The following is a 17,623-nucleotide window of genomic DNA, read 5'->3' on the forward strand; positions in this document are numbered from 1 at the left end:
GCCTAGACTGCTAGGGAAACGAGCTGGGCGGAAATTATTTCAGAAACCCGTTCTTCTTGAGGAAATCCTCCGCAACCGCCTTGGCGGGCTCTCCGCCCACCTGCACCCGGCCATTGAGCTCCTGCAGGGTCGCAAGGTCTAGCTTCTCGAAGACCGGCTTCAGCAGGTTTTCAATATTCGGGTTCTTCTTCAGCACCTCTTCGCGGATGATCGGTGCGGGCTGATAGACCGGCTGCACGCCCTTGTCGTCTTCCAGAACCACCAGACCCGAAGGTGCAATACCACCGTCGGTGCCATAAACCATCGCCGCATTTGCGCCGTTCGTCTGGTTGGCGGCAGCGGCGATCGTTGCCGCTGTATCGCCGCCCGAAAGCGTAATGAGCTGTTCCGGCTTTAGCTTGAAGCCGTAGGTGGTCTGGAAGGCCGGCAGGGCCGCCGCCGAATTGACGAATTCGGAGGACGCGGCCAGCACGATCTTTCCGCCATCTGCAACATATTTGCCGAAATCGGAAAGCGTCTTCAGCTTGCCGGAATCGGCGACATCCTGGCGAACGGCGATGGCCCAGGTGTTGTTTGCCGAGGATGGTGCGAGCCAGACGATCTTGTTGGCGTCGTAATCAAGCTTCTTGACGGCTTCATAGGCTTTCTGCGGATCCTTCCAGGCCGGATCATCGGCCTTTTCGAAGAAGAACGCGCCATTGCCGGTATATTCGGGATAGATGTCGATCTCGCCGGCGGTAATCGCCTTGCGGACGATCGGGGTCGCCCCGAGCTGGAGGCGGTCGGTCGTCTCGATATTGTTCGCGTTCAGGACGGCAAGGATGATATTGCCGAGGACACCGCCTTCCGTATCGATCTTTGAGGATACGACCACCTGGGCACTGGCCATGGGAGCCGACAAACCAACGGCAAGAGCAATAGCGAGCAATCGTATTTTCAATGACATTGTGGGGGTTCCCTCTGGCTGCGGCTCGACTCGCGAGAATGATTTGAGATGGTTGTTACAGCTACGCCATGTAGCGCTGACCTTTCATCCTGCGAGCGTTCAATCCGGAATTATCGGAAATTTTCCTCACTAAGAATGCAGGCAAAGACGTTTGACGACAACCGTCTAAGTTCGATCAAAGCCCAAATGGGCCCAAATAGCCTTGCTGGGAGCGATCAGGAACGCCGCCCGTACACTCTACGAGGCTGCCGTCGCGAAGCGGCAGGGACGCAGGTTTCGGCCGGCGCCGATCTCAAGCCGCCAAGGGAGAAGTAGCCGCATAACGCACGGCGACCCGCCAGGCTTGAGCAGCTTCAGCGCGCCGAAGTCGATTTGGACCTCTTGTCGGCCCATTCGGGCGGCGCACCGTATTTGGCCGCAATGGCTCCCAGCAATCCGGGCGCCCGACCGAACGCATCGCAGGCGGCGTATTTCGGCTTGCCGCCGAACCAGGACTTCATCCTTTGCCTCGAAGGCAGCGAGAGGTTCAATCCTTTCGGCTCCTTGCCGGAAATCAATATCCGGGAAAAATCATTCGCGAATCTCGACGCCAGGTTATAGGCGTCTCCGACCTCGGAATATCGGGGCTTGTCCTGAAACGAATTTGCCCCGCGCGACCAGAGTATCGCCGCACTCTGGTCGCCACTGCTATCGACGGCTTCCGCTTCGACGGCCAGCCCCCCAAGACCGAAGGGCAAGCGCGGCACACTGACGGGCACCCCGGAGGGCAAGGCAAAGCCGCTGCCGACGGTCACGGCGGTCGCAATGCCAGCCATTGCCTTGTTCGTCGGCACGATATCGGTGATGACGGATCGTATGGTCAGATCTGCGGGCTGGCCGGCGGAAACCAGCTGGTATTTGTCGCTGAGCGCGACACAAAGCGCGCGGTCCAGCACGTTGGACACCAGGGCGCGATCGGCTTCCTTCGAGACATGCGAGGCCGCGCTGAAGGAGAAGCTTGTCGGCATGATGCTGACCGTCTTCACGGCGGCCAGTCGTTGCCCGTCAACATAAATGCGGGATTTGGACAGTTTTCCCTTGGGCGCGCCAAGACTGCCGTAGGACGTAAGCGTACCTCCTTGTTTCAAAGGCACCGAGGTGCATCCGCTGGCCACGGAGATGATGAACATGACCGCATAAAGGGAGCGGAAAGGAACGATCGGCAGGCGCGCCGCAGAGGGGAGGAGTGATATAAACGAGGGTTTGCTGCGCACGCTTCTGGACTCCGTTCTGGACAACTGGAGCGACCTTGCGAAGGAAGGATTGCCGCAGCATTACAGGCGCATCATTCTTCCTTCAGACGATATCCGCCCCCCGAATTCATCCCACGTTTTCCATGCGTGGGCTGCGCCATCGAGATTGCGGGAACTCTTCGACGCAAAAACAATCGGCACCGCATCAGGGATATTTCACGGGACTGCCGTTGCGTCCGGTTTCGGACGGATCTCAGATCCGCGATGCGGCAGCCAGCGCCTCGGCTTTTTGTGTGAAACCTTCCAGGAGCTTGATCATGACGGCCTTTACATCCGCAGGAGCGGTCTTCATCGACCCGGCATTGAACGGCGGGTCGGGATCATATTCGCTGACGAGCTGGGTGCATTCGGCATAGATCTGACCGCGCAACTCGGCGACCATGGAAAGGCCGAAATCGAGACCCGAAGTGACCCCCGCGCCGGTAATCCTGTTGCGATCGCGCACGACGCGGGCGTCGGTCGGGATCGCGCCGAACCCGGCCAACGCATCCCGGCAGGACCAGTGCGAGCTTGCCCTGTAGCCCTTGAGCAATCCTGCCGCCCCCAGGATCAGCGAACCGGAGCAGACGCTGGTGACATATTTCGATCTCGCACCCCGATCCGCCATGAAGGCGAGCGTGTCGGGATCCGCGGCTGCCGCGAGCGTACCGTCCGTGCCTCCCGGCGTGAACAGCACGGTAAGATCAAGAGGGCAGGTCTGAAAGGTGGCGCTCGGAATGATCGTCACCCCCGCATCGCTCGTGACGGGTTCGAGCGTCTTGGCAACCAGATCGATCTTCGCGCCCATAAGAGAGCCGAACATGCAGTGGGGCCCGATCAGGTCCATTACGGTCATCCCCGGATAGATGAGCATCGCGATCTGCTCATTCCCCCTCCAGGGCACCTTGCTCATGTCCCGTTCCATGTCGGACATTTTATCTGCCGAAGTCTGCGCTGCGGCAACACCGGCGAAAAAGGGTGCGAGAAGCGCAAGAAAGGTCGTGGTGCGGCGGTCGAGATCTATCATAATCTTGTCCTGATTTTGCGGGCTTTGGGAGGTATGATCGAGCAAGCATTCAGCCGGCCGACGGCGCTCGGTGAATGCTTTGGACAGGCGGCATTTCATGCCGAGCCGCCTTCCTGTTCGAGGCAAGTTTCCGATTTCCGGAGATGGGCTCCAGGAAAAGGCTGCGGAAACTGCGAAGCACATCATGTCTCTCCCTGTGTCTGGTGCGAGGACTTTGTTCCTCTGCTGGGAAAGACACCTGACGAGGAGGATTATTCGACCTGCCATCATCAACACATCGTGAGAGATACGTGATTTCGGAGAGCCAAGTTCGCTGACGGACAGGCCGGAGGCCAGCTCGCCTCTACCTCGATGCCGCCCAAGCCCCGGGAGACCAGGTGCAGTCGAAGGAAGTTCACGCGAGCGGTTTTGCGCCCGCAGCAGCCTGCACGACCGTGACGGCGATCATGTGGAAGACGTCGTCGGCATTGCAGCCGCGCGAGAGGTCGTTGGCGGGCTTGGTGAGGCCCTGCAATATGGGGCCGATGGCGGTGGCACCGCCGATCCGCTGGGCGATCTTGTAGCCGATATTGGCGGCGTCGAGATTTGGAAAGACGAAGACATTGGCCTCGCCATGGAGCGCCGACTGCGGCGCCTTGGCTGCGCTGACGGCCTCGACAAAGGCACTGTCGAACTGCAGTTCGCCGTCGATGGCGAGATCGGGTGCGGCGGCATGCGCGAGGCGTGTTGCCTCCACCACCTTGGAGACGCGCTCGTGGGCGGCGCTGCCCGCGGTCGAGAAGGACAGCATCGCCACCTTGGCGGGCTTGCCGGCGAGCGTCTCATAGGAATGCGCGGACATGACCGCGATATCGGCGAGCCCGGCCGCATCGGGATCGATCACCAGCCCGCAATCACCAAAGACGAAGGCGCCCTTCTTCACGTGATGAGGCTCGCACAGCATCATCAGAAAGAAGCTCGACACCAGACCGACGCCGGGCGCACGTCCGATGGTCTGGAGTGCTGCCCGCACCGTATCGGCGGTGGTCGCCACCGCGCCACCCACCGTTCCGTCGGCCTCTCCCTCGCGCACCATCATGGCGGCGAAGACCAGTGGCGAGCGGAGGGCCTCGGCCGCAGCGGCAGCATCGACGCCCTTGCTCTTGCGAAGCGCGTGATAGGCGGCGGCAAGGCGCGTCGTGAGCGGAGACGAGGCCGGGTCCTGGACGTGGATTTCGTTCGGCTTCGCGCCGGCCACGGCAAGGCGCTCATCGACGATCGCGCGACGTCCGACCAGCGTGATTTCGGCGATGCCCGAACGCACGGCCCGGACTGCCGCCTCGACGATGCGCGGGTCTTCGCCCTCGGCGAGCACAATGTGACGGGGTGCGGATCGCGCGGCTTCGAGGATGTGGTCGAGCGGTTTCATCAGGCGTGCCCCAGATAGTGAATGCCGGCGAGTATGAAGACGGCGATGAACACGGTTTCGGCGACGATGAGGGCCACGGCGTCGCCACCGACATCGAGCACGCGGCGCAAAGATGTCCGCATCCCGACGGCGACGATGCCGGCCAGCAAGGCCCAACGCGAGGTTTCCATACCGGCCTTCGCGACCATTTCAGGAACGAAGCCGAAGGAATTGGCGGCGGCCAGGATCAGGAAGACTATAACGAAGCCCGGCACGAGCGGTGGCCGTTGGCCGAGTTCCCCCTCAGGCTGCGGCACGTTGCGCAGGGCGATCGAGTAGACCAGCACAACCGGCGCCAGCATGGTGACGCGGATCAGCTTGACGAGCGTCGCCGTTTCGCCTGCTTCCGGCGAGACCGAGAAGCCGGCACCGACCACCTGGGCGACGTCATGAATGGTGCCACCGAAGAAGATGCCGGTCGCGCGCGCGTCCATCCCGAGGGTCTGGGCAAGGATCGGATAGGCGATCATCGCAAGGGTCGAAAGCACCGTGACCGACAGGACCGTGAAGATCAGATTGCGCTCGGAGAACTGGTTTCTCGGCAGTACGGCGGCAATGGCCATGGCGGCGGAGGCACCGCAGATGGCAACGGAACCGCTGGTGAGGAGTGCCAGCCGCCAGCCTCGGCCAAGCAGCTTTGCCGTGAGCAAGCCGAAACAGATGGTGGCCACCAGCGCCGAAACGAGCAACAGGATGGTGCTTGCGCCCAGCCCGATCAGAAGATCGACGCTGATGCGCATGCCGAGCAAGGCCACGCCGATCCGCAACACCATTTTTGCGCAGACATTGATGCCGGCCACGCAACGTCCCTCCTCCGAGAGGAAGTGGAAAGCAATGCCGAGCAGGAGCGCCATGAGCATGGCCGGCGCGCCATAATGATCAGACACGAACTGTGCAGCCACGGCCACGGCGGCGGTAACGGCAAGGCCCGGCCAATAGGTCGAAAATCCCGAAGATACGCCCCGGAAACGGTCGTGGACAGTGGTGGCTATATTCATGATCTCGTTCCGGTCTATGGGTGCAAGGCCGCTGAAATCCCGCCCGGTCAAGCCGGGCGGGAGAAAATCACGCGCGCTCAGGCCCGCGTCTGCGGGCGCATGTCGGCGCGGTCGATGCCCGCAACCGGCACGGGCTTCTTCATGGCGTCTCGACGGAAGGGCTCTCCGAGTTCCTGGTTGAGAATGACCTCGACAAAGGTGGTCACACCGCGAGCCTGATCGGCAATGGCATTGGAAAGTGCCTCGGTGAGAGCTGCCGTCGTATCGACGGAAACCCCCTTCAGCCCGCAGCCCTCGGCCACCTTCGCGTAGCTGAGGTTGGGGTTGAGCTCGGTGCCGACGAAATTATTGTCGTACCAGAGCGTCGTGTTGCGCTTCTCGGCGCCCCACTGGTAGTTTCGGAAGATCACCATGGTGATCGCCGGCCAGCCCTCGCGGCCGATCGCGCCCATCTCGTTCATCGAAATGCCGAAGGCGCCATCACCCGCAAACCCGACCACCGGCACGTCGGGGCAGCCGATCTTGGCGCCGACGATCGATGGGAAGCCGTAGCCGCAGGGGCCGAACATGCCGGGAGCAAGATATTTACGGCCCTCCTCGAAGGTCGGATAGGCATTGCCGATCGCGCAGTTGTTGCCGATATCCGTCGAAATGATCGCGTCCTTCGGCAGTGCCGCCTGGATTGCCCGCCAGGCCTGGCGCGGCGACATGCGGTCCGGCTCGCGCTGGCGCGCGGTCTCGTTCCATTCGGTGCCGACATCGTCGTCCTCGTGATCCATCGAGGATAGCTGTTGCTGCCAGGCCGAACGCGTCTGGTGGATGGTCGCCTTGCGTTCCTCGCGGCCGGCATTGCCGGCGGAGGGCGACAGTTGTTCGAGTATCTGGCGCGCCACCTGTTTCGCATCGCCGCAAATGCCGACGGAGACCTTCTTGGTAAGCCCGATGCGGTCGGGATTGATATCGACCTGGATGACCGAGGCATTTTTCGGCCAATAGTCGATGCCGTAGCCCGGCAGCGTCGAGAAGGGATTGAGACGGGTGCCGAGCGCCAGCACGACATCGGCCTTGGAAATCAGTTCCATGGCCGCCTTGGAGCCGTTATAGCCGAGCGGGCCGACCGACAGGCGGTGGCTGCCGGGGAAGGCATCATTGTGCTGGTAACCGCAGCAGACGGGCGCGTCCAGCCGCTCGGCGAGCGCCATGGACTCCCCGATGGCACCACCGATGACGACACCGGCGCCGTTGAGGATAACCGGAAACTTCGCTTCCGAAAGCAGCTTCGCGGCCTCGGAGATGGCTTGCGGCCCGCCGGCCGGACGTTCGAAGCGAACGATCGCCGGCAAATCGACGTCGATCACCTGGGTCCAGTAGTCGCGCGGAATGTTGATCTGTGCCGGCGCGCAGCCGCGGATCGCTTTCTCGATCACGCGGTTCAGCACCTCGGGAATGCGCGAGGGATCGCGCACCTCCTCCTGGTAGCAGACCATCTCCTCGAACATCGCCATCTGATCGACCTCCTGGAAGCCGCCCTGGCCGATTGTCTTGTTGGCCGCCTGCGGGGTCACCATCAACAGCGGCGTATGGTTCCAATAGGCCGTTTTCATCGCGGTGATGAAGCCGGTGACGCCCGGGCCGTTCTGGCCGATCGCAATCGCCATCGTTCCCGTCGCGCGGCTGAAGCCGTCGGCCATCATGCCGGCATTGGTCTCGTGGGCGCAGTCCCAGAACCTGATGCCGGCCTTCGGGAAAAGGTCCGACACCGGCATCATGGCCGAGCCGATGATGCCGAAGGCATGTTCGAGGCCGTGCATCTGGAGAACTTTGACGAAGGCTTCCTCGGTGGTCATTTTCATGGCGGTGTTCCTTTCCCTGTCGGAATTGATGCTTTTCTTGCGGTTAGAGAATTTCGTCCCGGAGGTAGTACCAGCGGTACATCCCCCACTGGCCGAGCCGCCTGAACGGGGTCAGCAACCCGTGGCCCGGCAGCGGCGAGGTGAAGATCGGAAGGTCGAGACCACCGCCCTTGCCGGCGACCATCTGGGCCATGCGGCGGCCGGCCTGGGCGGAATACATGACGCCGTTGCCGCCATAGCCCAGCGCATAGAACAACGTCTGCTTCGGGTCCGGCTGGAAGATGCGCGGCATCATGTCGTGGCTGACATCCACCCATCCCCACCAGGAATAGTCGATCTCGATGCCGCGAAGGACCGGGAACTTTCGGTAGAGACCTGCCAGAAGCAGTTCGAGATGCTTCGGGTTGGCGGCGTCGCGCCCGGTGATCGCGCTGCGGCTGCCGATCTGCACGCGGCCGTCCGGCAGCATGCGGTAGTAGTGGCGCAGCGTGCGGGTATCGGTAAGCGGAATGCGCGTCCTGAAGTTCAAAGTCTCCTGCTCGCCTGCCGTCAGGGGCCGCGTGACGATCGAATTCGACAGGATCGGCATTAGCCGGCGTTTCGTGAGCGCATTCATGTCCGGCGAGGTGTAGCCGGCCGTGGCGATACACACGGCGCGCGCCCGCACCGTGCCGCCCGGCGTACGCAAATAGTGGACGCCATCCCGGGTCGTGCAGTCGAGCACCGGGCTGGACGTATGCACCCTGGCGCCTAGCCGTCGCGCCAGTGTGAGATATCCGAAGGCAAGTTTGGCGGCGTGGATGCCTATGCCGTCCGGCTCGTGCATCGCGCCCCGGGCCTCGGCGTCACGGACGAAATCGCGGTGAAGCTCATCACGCGAGACCATGCGAGCACGATAGCCGAAAATATCATTGAGGACGCGAACCTCGCTCTCGAGGCCGGGAAGGAATTTGTCGCGATGGGCAATGTAGAGATGGCCGCCGTCCTGCGGGTCGCACTGGATTTCCGGTTCGCGGATCAGCGAACGGAACAGATCGAAGCCTTCCGCCATTTCGGCATGCATTTTCCTTGCGACATCGACACCCCAGCGCGCGATCCATTGCGATCGCTTCAGGCGGCCGGCGGAAATCTGGGCCTGGCCGCCGTTGCGGGTGCTGCAGCCCCAGGCAACGCCGTTCGCCTCGATCACCGTTGCCTTGATGCCGTGTTCGCGCGCCAGGTGGATGGCACAGGAAAGGCCGGTATAGCCGGAGCCGATGATCGCCACATCGACGTCGATATCGCGCGTGATGGGCCCATCATCTTCCGGGAAGGGCCCGGCGGTTCCGATCCAGTAGGTCGGAGCGTAATCCTTGCCGGTGCCCGGGCTGCGGGCATGCTCGGGATCATAGGCCGGGTCGTAGGGTTCCCTGCCGGCTCTGGAGATGGTGGTCTGCGCTTCCATGGGTCCTACTCCGCTGCCTAGTACCGAGGCTGAACAAGCGGGCGGTTCTTGCGGAACGCCTGCTTGCGGACGATCTTGCCGTCCTTGAAGGTAAACAAGTCGCAGCCCTCCGCCTCGATGCGGTTGCCGTCCCCGGCGGTGCCGGAAAAGACCCATTCCGAGACGCCGCGATCGCCCTGCACGAAATGGCTGTGATGGTCCCACCGCGCATCCGGCATCGTCTCCCACACGCCACTAAAAGCCTTGGCGATCGGCTCGGGACCCTCGAAGCGCGTGCCGTAGACATGAGGACCGCCAACCGCGTTGAAGACGCAGTCATCGGAGAAGAAGCGCATGACGCCGTCGATGTCGTGCCGGTTGAAGGCATCAAACAGGGCTTCGAGATCGGTTGCGGTGACAGTCATCGTCAATTCCTTTGGCTTGTCTTGGCGCATGGCTTCGCCGCAGACGGGTTCGCCGTCTTTCGTGAGGTCCATGGTCGGTTCGAATAAGGTGGAAGGCGCTGCTCGCCGCCGGTTACAGGCGCCCCTTCCAGGGTATCAGCACCTTCTCGAGGTAGCGGATCAAAAGATCGAAGGCGAAGGCAAATATCCCGATGATGAAAATGCCCATGATCACCGTGTCGCTTTCGAGATTCTCGGCCGCGTTGAGTACCATGAAGCCGAGGCCTCGGTTGGCGGCGACCATTTCCGCCGCCACCAGCGTCGTCCAGCCGACGCCGATGCCGATCCGCATGCCGGTAAAGATCTCCGGCAGGGCCGCCTTCATGATGACCTGGCTGATGACCTGGCTTCGTGTGGCGCCCATCGCATAGGCGGCATGGATCTGTTCCGTCGAGACCGAACGCACCCCTGCCCTGGCGGCGATCGCCATCGGTGCGAAGATCGCCAGAAAAATCAGGAACACTTTCGGGAATTCGCCGATGCCGAGCCAGATGATGACCAGCGGCAGGTAGGCGAGCGGCGGTAGCGGCCGGTAGAACTCGATGATGGGATCGAACAGCCCGCGGACAAAACGGTTTACGCCCATCAGGATGCCGATCGGGACGGCGGTGAGCATCGCCAGCAGGAAGGCGCCGAAGACGCGACCAAGACTGGCCAGCGTGTGTTGCGTCAGCGTCGAATTGGACACGCCGTCCGTCAACGCCCGCATGAACTTGTCCCATACGGCCAGCGGCGAGGGCAGAAAGAGCGGCTTGACCCAGCCGGACCCGGTCACGAGGAACCAAAGGCCGATCAGGACGAGCGCGGTGAGGAGGCTGATCAGGCCGCTATTGCCATCGCCCGGAGCGCCGAAGATCTTGCCGGCCTTGGCGGGCTTGGCCCGCGTCACTCTATCAAGCATGATGGACGACCTCCGGATTGCCAGACTGGCGCTCGTCGCCATAGATGATGCCGAGAATCTCTTCACGCATGCTGATGAACTCGGGGCTCGACTTGATGGCGCGGGCATTTCCGTCGGCAAGGAAGCGACGATTGAAATCGAGTTCGTAGGCATGGGTAATGCGCCCGGGGCGTGGCGACATGACGATCAGCCGCGAGCCGAGGAAGAGCGCTTCCTCGACGCTGTGCGTGATGAAGAAGAACATCTTGTTGGTGAGTTCCCACACCTTGAGGAGCAGCTCCTGGATGGTTTCGCGCGTCAGCGCGTCCAGCGCTGCCATCGGCTCGTCCATCAACAGCATGGCAGGATCGCAGGTCAGCGCCCTGGCAATGCCGACACGCTGCTGCATGCCGCCGGAGAGATGATAGATCATGTGCTTGTGGAAGTCCTGCAGTCCGACAAGGGCGAGGTTCCTCGTGGCGATTTCCCGCCGGGTCGCCTTGTCGACGCCGCGCAGTTTCAGCCCGAATTCGGTATTCTCGATCACGTTGAGCCATGGCAGGAGCGCATGCTTCTGGAAAACCACGCCACGATCCGCTCCCGGACCGTTGACGCGATGGTTTCCGAGCGAAATGTCGCCGTCCGACGGGGCCATGAAGCCTGCCATCAGATTGAGCAGGGTCGTCTTGCCGCAACCCGACGCACCGAGCGCGACGACGAAGTCTCCGCTGTTGATGGTAAGATTGACACCTTTCAGGGCGATCACCGCCTGGTCCGAGTACAATCCCGGATAGGTTAGGCTGATGTTCCTGACGCTGAGCGTTTCCATGAGAAATGCCTCCCTGCACCTCGGTCGCGGTTCATTAAAGCGATGAAACCGCACCGGCCGTTTCGACGGCCGGTGCGCGATCGGAGGATGCGCTATTTTGCAGCCGCCTGCGCGAAGCTGGAATTCACATAGGGCGCGTAATCATCGAGCGCCTTGTCGATCTGCTTCTGCTCGACGAGGAACCTGGCGCTTTCGTTGAGCGCATTCGTCGCGCCGCCGCCAAGCCAGGTATTGGACGCCTGCTCGCTCGCCTCGGGGAACGACAGGAGTTCCAGCGCCTCGACCGTGGCGGCGCCGTCGCCGCCAATCAGCTTGACGATGCCCTGAACTTGCGGGGAATCCACCGTCCATGCGGCCTTGTTGGCGTTATAATCGGCGTAGGATTCGGCCAGAACCCTGGTGAAGGCCTCCATGAATTTCGGATTTTCCTCCGCCCAGCCCTTGGCGACCACCAGACCGTCGAATGTCGGGACGCTGGCGGCGCCGATGACTTCGGAATCCGAGATCACCTTGCCGGTCTTGAGAATTTCCGACAAAGCCGGCGGCCAGACATAGGCCGCATCGATATCGCCACGCTGCCAGGCGGCGACGATCTGCGGCGGCTTCAGATTGAGGATTTCCACCTCGCGGGGATCCATATTCCAGACCTTGCTCATGCCGACCAGAAGGTGGAAATGCGACGTCGAGACGAAGGGCACGGCAACCTTCTTGCCCTTGAGATCCTCGGGCTTGGTGATGCCCGAACCCTCGCGGGCGACGAGAGCCTCCGACTTGCCAATATTGTCGAGAATCCAGAAGAGCTGCAGGTCGACGCCGCGGGTCGCGGCGGATGCGGTGCCGGTGGAGCCGAGCACGCCGATCGGAACATCGCCCGATGCCAGAGCCGTGGTGATATCGCCGGCCGAACTGAACTGGCGCCAGTCGATCGTGTAGCCGGCTTCCTTTGCGGCGGCGTCGAAACGGCCATCGGCGATCGCGGCGACGAACGGACCGACGATCTGCTGATAGCCGACGACCAGCTGGGTTTCCGCGTAAGCTGCGCCCGATGTGAAGAGACCTGCGGCGATACTCGCTGCGGCGGCAAGGCGACTGATATGTTTAAAAAGCATTTCGTTCCTCCTCTTTGATTATTGTTAAGCCGGTTTACCCCGGTCTTCTTGCCTAAAGAGATAAAGGGGCGACCAAACTTGCGTTATATCCAGTTTTCAAGTTAGATGAATCCAGATGAGCTTGGGCAAGACGAGGCTTCGTGCGGACGAACGTTTCCGAGACGATTTTCTTCATTGAACGGGAGAGCGGCCTCGGTTTGCAGGCGCAACTGCGCGAAACCGTGGTGTCGGCCGTGCTTGCCGGCCGGCTCCAGCCTGGTGCGCACCTGCCCTCGACCCGCAAGCTTGCTGATTACCTGAATATTTCCCGTATTACCGTGACGCTCGCCTATCAGGAACTGGTCTCCCAGGGGTATGTGGAAGCCGCCAATCGCAGCTCCTATCGTATTGCCGGAAATCCACCCGGCAGAGGCCTCGAGAGCGACAGGCCGCCGTCCGGTACGGCGCCGGTCGATTGGACCAGTAAGCTGAAAATGGATTTTTCGGTGGTGCGACAGGTTTCCAAACCGCTGGACTGGCGGCGCTACCCCTATCCTTTCCTCTATGGCCAGATGGACCCTTCCCTGTTCGACCTCAATGCCTGGAGGGATTGTGCCCGCCGTGCGCTCGCCCGCGAGGACTTTATCCTCATGGCCAGCGATTTTGCGGCCGCCGACGATGTGCGGCTCGTCAACTATATCTGTTCGCGAACGCTGCCACGGCGTGGCATCCATGCCAATCCGGACGAGATCCTGGTAACCGTCGGGGCGCAGAATGCGCTGTGGATCGTGACGCGGCTGATCCTGGAGGCCGGTTCCGGTGCCGTCTGCGAGAACCCCTGCCACCCCGATATCAGCGCGTCGCTTCTGCTGACGGGAGCCAAGGTCACGGCCGTCGATGTCGACGAAGAGGGCCTGCCCGCGGATGCCCTGCCGGAGAATGTCGACGCGGTCTTCGTGACGCCCAGCCACCACTCGCCGACCGGCGCGACCATGCCGATCGACCGCAGGCTCAAGCTTCTGCAGGCCGCCGCCGAAAAGGACTTCGTGATCGTCGAAGACGATTACGAATTCGAGATCAGCTTTCTCGCGCCGCCATCGCCGGCGCTCAAGGCCTTCGATACCGCCGGTCGCGTGCTCTATATCGGCAGTTTCTCCAAATCGCTCTTTCCGGGCTTGCGGCTCGGCTACCTCGTCGCGCCGGCGCCGTTCATTCGCCAGGCCCGGGCCTTGCGCTCCCTGATGCTGCGCCATCCACCCGGGCACCTGCAGCGAACGGCCGCCTATTTCCTCGCCCTCGGTCACTATGATGCCGTACTGCACCGCATGCGCACGGAATATCACCGGCGCCATGTCATCATGGCCGATGCGCTGAGGCGCGAAAACCTCAAGATTGCCGGCGCATCCGCCTTTGGCGGCACGTCGTTCTGGATGGAAGGGCCGGAAGGTCTGGATGCCGAAAAACTGGTAAGCGAGTTGCGCCAGGACGGCGTCCTCGTCGAATCCGGAGCGCCCTTCTTTCCAAGGAGCGAAGCGGCCTGCCGCTACTTCCGGATGGGATACTCCTCGATAGCCCGCGCAAATATAGCAGAAGGCGTCGCACGCGTACGAGCCCGCATCGATCGCCTTGGGTAGCGACGTTTCCGCTAGACAATTGATGATTGGACGTGACGTTCGATCCCCCGAGGGCATCGCCGGTCTGGCCGACCAGAACGACACCGTCTGCGACACGGTTCGAATCCTGCTGATGAACTGGAAACGAAATAATTCGAAGCCTTGATCGTTGAAGCGCATGCCTCTATGACAGCTGCAACAAACCTAGGAGTTTACATTGCAAGTTCTGGTACGTGACAACAACGTTGATCAAGCGCTTCGTTTCTTGAAAAAGAAATTGCAGCGCGAGGGTGTTTTCCGCGAGATGCGTCTTCGGGAGCATTTTGAAAAGCCTTCCGAAAAGCGCGCCCGCGAAAAAGCTGAAGGCATCAGGCGCGTTCGCAAGCTTGCGCGCAAGAAGCTTGACCGTGAAAGCGGCATATCGGCTCCCAAGAAGGCTGGACCTTCCGGCCGAAAGTAAGCGCACGTTTTGCGGTTTCCAACCAAAGATCGGAAGGCCTGCAATCAGGCCGACCGACTTTGAAGAGCCGACTTGAAGCGCCTGCCGATCCGCGGGCTTCGAGGGCAGGAACTCAAAGGCCTTTTAGGCTCTTGATGCGGGCGACAACGGAGCGCCGGCGACCGCACACATCCACGCCAGCGTAAATCTCCCTGCCGAGTCCAGCGCGACGGCCGGTGGCGATCCCTATACCGTTAAGTTCGGGCAGCCTCAGTGATTCCCGCCTGTATCCAGGGTGAGATCATCCGCCGGTTGCTTGGTCATCATCGACATGGGCGATAAAGCTGTCGGCTGGATAGGCCAGCCGATCCGACCGCCGGTAGATGGCGGGTTTGGGCACGCCGAACGCCGGAATTGAAGACGGCGAATTGTCGGAGGCCGTCTTCAATCACTTCGGCAGAATTGGCGTCATTTCTCCCGGGGCGGCAGGAAACCCTTAACCGTGGCCAAGTCCGGCCAAGGAAGAACCGTTTCGCCGGCAACGCGCCATTCGCCGCCCGTCCTGTACGATAGAGGATGGCTGTGGCGTCATCGCCCTGTTCCTCGATGTGCAGAATCTTCTTCTCTGTCGACAACGGCTGTTCACCGGCGTCGCGACAGGCCTTGAACTCCGCAAACGCTTCTTGGTGCGGCTCTCAACAACGCTACAGCGGCCCTCCAGTGCCGGTAATCCAAACTTAGGTTTAGGGAGTAGCGGCCGCCGAAATCGGTTGGATTCCGGTCATTCGTCGCTGCGGACAATCGACCGTTTGGGCGGATGCAAGGCCAAAGGCCCGCATCAGCCGCCAATACAGTGATAAGCGTATCGAATTCTGCGTAGCCAGCCGATAGCTGACATCGTCTATGCCGATATTAACGATGTCGACGCGGCGCGAAAGCCGGACGCTGTTCGATCTACATGCTGCCGGCGTTTCGGTTCTGGCGATGGGCAGGCGCCAAGGCGCAAGAGGCAAAGGAAATCGGCATCCGGATAGCGAATATTCGCTGGAGGCGCTGATCGAGGCGACCAAGAAGGAGGAGCCGATCACCGTCATCGATGCGACCGGCAAGATCGTCTCTATGGCCGAGAACTTCCCGAAGAAGTACGGCCTCAAGGCGACGGGCGTGGAGATGAGCGGTCTGGATCATGAACAGAAGCGGCCGCCGGCAAAGTACGCATCGACGCCTTCAACATGAGCAACCTGCCCTCGGCTTGTTCCGAATCTCAAGGACAAGATCCCGGCCGAATATCAGAGCCCGGCGATCAACACAATGACCGTTTCGGGGCCGGCAGCCGTCAGCCCGCTATTGGCTGATCCTGGCTGATAGCTGCCCATTCCGCTACCGTCCTCAAGGCGGCTGAAGCGATGGCTTCGCCGCGTCCTGACAGCCGACATCGTCGCACCCGCCCGCTCACCACGCGGGAATACCCCGGATGGTTCCGGCACATTCTGATGGATAAGCCTTCAGCACGAATTCAGGCCGAAGGGTGCCCCCTGGCCTGCAGCCATGAGCGCTACTGACCCTGGATGTAGATTACATGGGTCTCGGTAAACTCGTAGAGGCCATGCTTGCCGTCCGACCCGCCGATGCCCGAATTCTTGCGACCCGCATGGAACCCCTGCATCGCCTCGAAATTCTCGCGATTGATATAGATCTCGCCAAATTTCAACTCACGGCAGGCACGCAGCGCCGAGTTGATGTTGTTCGTATAGATGGACGAGGTCAGGCCGTATTCGGTGTCGTTGGCAAGCGCGATCGCCTCGTCGAGGTTCTTCACAGCCTGAATCGGGAGAACGGGGCCGAAGGTCTCGCGACACATGATCTCCATGGCAGCGGTCGCGCCAACCATCAGCGTCGGCTCGAAATGATGGCCCTTGCCCTGACCGGTCACATTGCTGCCGGTCACGATGCGGGCGCCCTCTTCGGTTGCCTTGCGCACGGCTGCCTCGACCTTGTCGAGGCGGCGCGATTGATGAGCGGCCCCATGTCGAGGTCGTCCGTTTCGGATGGGTCGCCCCAGCGCGTCTGTTTGAAAAGAACCTTCAACTTTGCAACGAAGGCGTCGTGCACCGACTCGTCGACGTAGAGTCGCTCGGCGCAGTTGCAGACCTGACCGGTATTGATCACGCGGGAGGCATGGATGGCCTTGGCCGCGAGGTCGAGATCTGCGTCGGCGAGAACGATCGCGGGCGCATTGCCGCCGAGTTCGCGATTCACCCGGGTCAGATTCTCTGCAGCCATCTGCATGATGCGGGTACCGGTAGCGACACTTCCGGTGAAGGTCACCAGATCGACGTCCGGATGCTTGACCAGTGCTGTGCCGGCATTGGCACCCTTGCCGCTGGGGCCGTGCTCCTCGAGGCCAACGACAAATGGCGGCTTCAACACCGATACATGCAGGTCGAGGCAATGGCCGAGCTCAACTCTCAAGCCATCGAGGAGGAAAAGCCACTTCAGATTAGATTATGACCTGAGACCCATCTTCCCTCCAGTTTTCAGGAGAGTCTTGGGTTTTCAATGTGACTTTAGGCGGCCAGTTTTTCCATAGCCATTTTCATTGCGAATTCACTGGGTGTGATGTTGCNTGACCTGAGACCCATCTTCCCTCCAGTTTTCAGGAGAGTCTTGGGTTTTCAATGTGACTTTAGGCGGCCAGTTTTTCCATAGCCATTTTCATTGCGAATTCACTGGGTGTGATGTTGCCCAGTGAAGAGTGTGGTCTGTTTCGATTGTAGTCCTCCTTCCATGCTGTGATTTCCGTCCTGGCCTGGGTCAGTGACGAGAACAGTGTTTCATTGAGGCATTCGTCACGGAAGCTGCCGTTGAAGCTTTCTACGAAGGCGTTCTGCATCGGCTTGCCCGGCGCGATGTAATGCCATTCGACGTGAGTGCTTTGGCACCATTCGAGAATGGCCATGCTCGTCATCTCCGTGCCATTGTCGGAGACAATCGTTCGCGGCTTCCCTCGTTGGGCGATGACGGCGTCGAGTTCGCGTGCAAGCCGCCGACCGGAGAGCGAGGTGTCGGCGACCAGCGCCAGGCATTCGCGGGTGAAGTCGTCAACAACGGCAAGGACGCGAAAGCGACGACCATCCGTGAATGCGTCGCTGACGAAATCGAGGCTCCAGCGCTCGTTGGGTCGCGACGGTAGTGCCAAAGGTCGCCGCGTTCCCAAAGCCCGCTTGCGACCGCCGCGTTTGCGCRCGGTCAGCTTTTCTTCCCGATAGAGCCGTCTGAGCTTCTTCAGGTTCATGACAATGCCCTGCCGATCCAGCATGACGTGAATGCGTCGATACCCGAAAC

General features: G+C 61.3%; 15 protein-coding genes and 1 pseudogene. 3 read left to right on the forward strand and 13 right to left on the reverse strand.

Going from position 1 to position 17,623, the window contains the following annotated elements:
* Positions 1-34: 34 nt before the first annotated feature.
* From ASD31_RS03940 to tauA, 11 genes are all read right to left on the reverse strand, one after another.
* The gene (locus ASD31_RS03940; protein WP_056329686.1) at positions 35-946 is read right to left on the reverse strand and encodes an ABC transporter substrate-binding protein; all 912 of its coding nucleotides are present in this window, start codon (positions 944-946) and stop codon (positions 35-37) included.
* Between the two features lie 353 nt (positions 947-1,299).
* A complete protein-coding gene (locus tag ASD31_RS03945; protein WP_082520399.1) occupies positions 1,300-2,115 on the reverse strand; it encodes a DUF3313 domain-containing protein in 816 nt (271 codons plus the stop codon).
* 316 nt (positions 2,116-2,431) lie between these two features.
* Complete coding sequence (locus ASD31_RS03950; protein ID WP_244483751.1) at positions 2,432-3,514, reverse strand: DJ-1/PfpI family protein; 1,083 nt, start codon at positions 3,512-3,514, stop codon at positions 2,432-2,434.
* Between the two features lie 124 nt (positions 3,515-3,638).
* The gene (gene pta / locus ASD31_RS03955; protein WP_056329691.1) at positions 3,639-4,652 is read right to left on the reverse strand and encodes a phosphate acetyltransferase; all 1,014 of its coding nucleotides are present in this window, start codon (positions 4,650-4,652) and stop codon (positions 3,639-3,641) included.
* Entirely contained in the window at positions 4,652-5,689 is a 1,038-nt protein-coding gene (locus tag ASD31_RS03960; RefSeq protein WP_056329693.1) for a YeiH family protein, read from the reverse strand. Before ASD31_RS03960 ends, pta begins: the two co-directional genes overlap by 1 nt.
* A gap of 77 nt (positions 5,690-5,766) precedes the next feature.
* Positions 5,767-7,542 (reverse strand): sulfoacetaldehyde acetyltransferase, encoded by a 1,776-nt coding sequence (gene xsc / locus ASD31_RS03965; RefSeq protein WP_056329696.1) that lies wholly within the window; start codon positions 7,540-7,542, stop codon positions 5,767-5,769.
* Positions 7,543-7,585: 43 nt separating this feature from the next.
* Positions 7,586-8,986, reverse strand: coding sequence for an NAD(P)/FAD-dependent oxidoreductase (locus ASD31_RS03970; protein ID WP_056329699.1), 1,401 nt, complete (start codon positions 8,984-8,986; stop codon positions 7,586-7,588).
* 17 nt (positions 8,987-9,003) lie between these two features.
* Positions 9,004-9,390: a nuclear transport factor 2 family protein gene (locus tag ASD31_RS03975; RefSeq protein ID WP_156392501.1), complete on the reverse strand. Its 387-nt coding sequence runs from the start codon at positions 9,388-9,390 to the stop codon at positions 9,004-9,006.
* Positions 9,391-9,502: 112 nt separating this feature from the next.
* Entirely contained in the window at positions 9,503-10,330 is an 828-nt protein-coding gene (locus ASD31_RS03980) for an ABC transporter permease subunit (protein ID WP_056329702.1), read from the reverse strand.
* On the reverse strand, positions 10,323-11,138 hold the full coding sequence (locus tag ASD31_RS03985; RefSeq protein WP_056329704.1) for a taurine ABC transporter ATP-binding protein: 816 nt from the start codon (positions 11,136-11,138) through the stop codon (positions 10,323-10,325). Before ASD31_RS03985 ends, ASD31_RS03980 begins: the two co-directional genes overlap by 8 nt.
* A 92-nt stretch (positions 11,139-11,230) precedes the next feature.
* On the reverse strand, positions 11,231-12,247 hold the full coding sequence (tauA, locus tag ASD31_RS03990; RefSeq protein ID WP_056329707.1) for a taurine ABC transporter substrate-binding protein: 1,017 nt from the start codon (positions 12,245-12,247) through the stop codon (positions 11,231-11,233).
* A 140-nt stretch (positions 12,248-12,387) separates the two neighbouring features.
* Between tauA and ASD31_RS03995 the strand changes: the two genes are divergently transcribed.
* The 3 genes from ASD31_RS03995 (at position 12,388) to ASD31_RS27055 (ending at position 15,514) form a co-directional block, all read left to right on the forward strand.
* A complete protein-coding gene (locus ASD31_RS03995) occupies positions 12,388-13,860 on the forward strand; it encodes a PLP-dependent aminotransferase family protein (protein WP_056329710.1) in 1,473 nt (490 codons plus the stop codon).
* Between the two features lie 196 nt (positions 13,861-14,056).
* Positions 14,057-14,299 (forward strand): 30S ribosomal protein S21, encoded by a 243-nt coding sequence (gene rpsU, locus ASD31_RS25145; RefSeq protein ID WP_082520396.1) that lies wholly within the window; start codon positions 14,057-14,059, stop codon positions 14,297-14,299.
* An 897-nt stretch (positions 14,300-15,196) separates the two neighbouring features.
* Positions 15,197-15,514, forward strand: a complete 318-nt coding sequence (locus ASD31_RS27055; protein ID WP_056329715.1) for a hypothetical protein — start codon at positions 15,197-15,199, stop codon at positions 15,512-15,514.
* Positions 15,515-15,833: 319 nt separating this feature from the next.
* Here the strand turns inward: ASD31_RS27055 and ASD31_RS27060 are convergent.
* Both ASD31_RS27060 and ASD31_RS04020 read right to left on the reverse strand, forming a co-directional pair.
* Positions 15,834-16,708 (reverse strand): annotated as a pseudogene (locus tag ASD31_RS27060) (aldehyde dehydrogenase family protein).
* A gap of 256 nt (positions 16,709-16,964) precedes the next feature.
* Positions 16,965-17,623 (reverse strand): IS3 family transposase (locus tag ASD31_RS04020; RefSeq protein WP_056329750.1); only part of this gene is annotated, 659 nt, incomplete at its 5' end.

The sequence above is a fragment of the Rhizobium sp. Root482 genome, assembly GCF_001426565.1.
Taxonomy (GTDB): domain Bacteria; phylum Pseudomonadota; class Alphaproteobacteria; order Rhizobiales; family Rhizobiaceae; genus Pararhizobium.